Annotated in this window: 3 protein-coding genes; 2 read left to right on the forward strand and 1 reads right to left on the reverse strand. The window is 74.4% G+C overall.

Features of this window, described 5'->3' with window-relative positions:
* The first annotated feature begins 17 nt into the window (after window positions 1–17).
* Window positions 18–863 carry a putative protein N(5)-glutamine methyltransferase gene (locus tag CA984_RS43860; RefSeq protein WP_086579145.1) on the forward strand — a complete coding sequence of 282 codons (846 nt, stop codon included), beginning with the start codon at window positions 18–20 and terminating at the stop codon, window positions 861–863.
* A gap of 18 nt (window positions 864–881) precedes the next feature.
* Here CA984_RS43860 and CA984_RS43865 read toward each other — a convergent pair whose 3' ends face one another.
* On the reverse strand, window positions 882–1334 hold the full coding sequence (locus CA984_RS43865; RefSeq protein WP_086579143.1) for a hypothetical protein: 453 nt from the start codon (window positions 1332–1334) through the stop codon (window positions 882–884).
* A 96-nt stretch (window positions 1335–1430) separates the two neighbouring features.
* Here CA984_RS43865 and CA984_RS43870 point away from each other — a divergent pair.
* On the forward strand, window positions 1431–1898 hold a 468-nt coding region (locus CA984_RS43870; protein WP_086579144.1), incomplete at its 3' end, for a response regulator transcription factor.

Consider the following 1898-nt stretch of genomic DNA (forward strand, 5'->3'; position numbering starts at 1 on the left):
CCCCCGAGCCCGAGCCCCTGCCCCGATCCGTCATCGTCACCGCGCTCCGGGCCGCCGGCTGTGTCTTCGCCGAGGACGAGGCGCAGTTGCTCATCTCCACGGCACGGACCCCGGCCGACCTCGCCGCCATGGTGGACCGGCGAGTCGCGGGCCTGCCCCTCGAACACGTCCTCGGCTGGGCGGAGTTCTGCGGCCTGCGGATAACCGTGGACCCCGGGGTCTTCGTCCCCCGCCGCCGCACCGAGTTCCTCGCCCGTCAGGCCGTCGTCGTCGCCCTCGCCCGCCGGGCCGCCGCCCCCGCCGCCCCGGCCGATCAGGCCGCCCGCGTCCGGCCGCCGACCGTCGTCGTCGACCTGTGCTGCGGCTCGGGCGCGGTGGGCGCCGCGCTGGTCGCGGCCCTGGACCGGGTCGAGCTGCACGCCGTCGACATAGGCCTCGCCGAGGTGCGGTGCGCCCGGCGCAACGTCGCCGCCGCCGGCGGTCAGGTGTACGGAGGCGACCTCTACGAGCCGCTCCCCGCCACGCTGCGGGGCCGCGTCGACGTCCTGGTCGCCAGCGCGCCCTACGTACCCACCGAGGCGATCGACCTGCTGCCCCCCGAGGCCCGGATGCACGAGCCGCGGGTGGCGCTCGACGGTGGCGCGGACGGGCTCGACGTCGTACGGCGGGTGATAGCCGAGGCGCCGCTGTGGCTGGCGCCGGACGGCTGCCTGCTGGTCGAGATGAGCGAGCGTCAGGCGCCGCAGGCCCTCGAAGCCGTCGCCCGCGCCGGGCTGATCCCGCGAGTGGCCGGTTCCGACGAGCTGAACGCCACCGTCGTCATCGGCGCCAGGCCCGCTCTGCGGCGCGGACCGGACGGCTGATCGGCTGGGCCGGCGCCGTCAGTCCTCGTCGTTCTCGGTCACGGAACTGACCGTGGCGGCGGGTTTCCCGGAGGGGCAGGTCAGGCTGATGGCGGCCTTGCGGTCGTCCGACTCGAAGACCACGGAGACGGTGGGGGCGGGACCGCGCTCGACATCGTCGACGCCGTACCCGGGGGCGGGGCTCCAGGACAGCAGGAGGGCCTGGCCGGCGTCGCAGGCGGCGGTCACCGATCCTTCGGCGTAGGAGAAGTTGCCGGTCTCCGCGGACGGCCCGGCCGAGGCGGCGGGCGCGATGGCCGGTCCCGCGGAGGTGGTGGTCAGGGCCCGCTCGACCTCCTCCAGCGTCATGGAGCGGACGGCCTGCCCGGTGATGTCGGCGCCGATCAGGGACACCGCCCAGGTGCCGGTGGCCGTGGTGAGGACGGCGGTCGCGAGCCAGCCGCCCAGGCCCAGGAGCGCACGCCGGCGCATCGATCGACCACCCTTCGCTGTCCTTTACGATTCATGGAGGAACTTTCTGCCTTTACTAGCATTATCATCCCGTTCCAGAGAGGCTGGCGCGTTGCCGTGGCCCACCTGCTTCTCGTCGAGGATGACGCTCAGGTCAGGTCCGCGCTGACCCGCGCGCTCACCGAACGCGGGCACGCCGTCACGTCCGCTTCCGCGGGCATGCCGGGCCTCACCCGGGCACTGCAGGACCGGCCCGACCTGATCGTGCTCGACCTGGGCCTGCCCGACCTCGACGGCTGCGAGGTGCTGCGCATGCTGCGCGCCGTCAGCGCCGTCCCGGTCATCGTGGCGACCGCGCGCGACGACGAACCGCAGATCGTCCGGGCACTGGACGCCGGAGCCGACGACTACGTCGTCAAACCGTTCAGCGCGGCCCACCTGGACGCCCGGATCCGGGCCGTACTGCGCCGCAGCCGCGACGACGACGCCGAGCCCGCGCCGGTACGGGTCGGCGGCCTGCTCATCGAGCAGGCCGGCCGGGAGGCGTTCCTCGACGGCGCCCGCCTGGACCTGACGCCCAAGGAG

Source organism: Streptosporangium minutum, assembly GCF_002149035.1.
Taxonomy (GTDB): domain Bacteria; phylum Actinomycetota; class Actinomycetes; order Streptosporangiales; family Streptosporangiaceae; genus Streptosporangium; species Streptosporangium minutum.

Excerpts from the sequence above, each read along its gene's own strand:
- CA984_RS43865 (WP_086579143.1), bottom strand. The coding sequence starts at position 1,334 with ATGCGCCGGCGTGCGCTCCTGGGCCTGGGCGGCTGGCTCGCGACCGCC.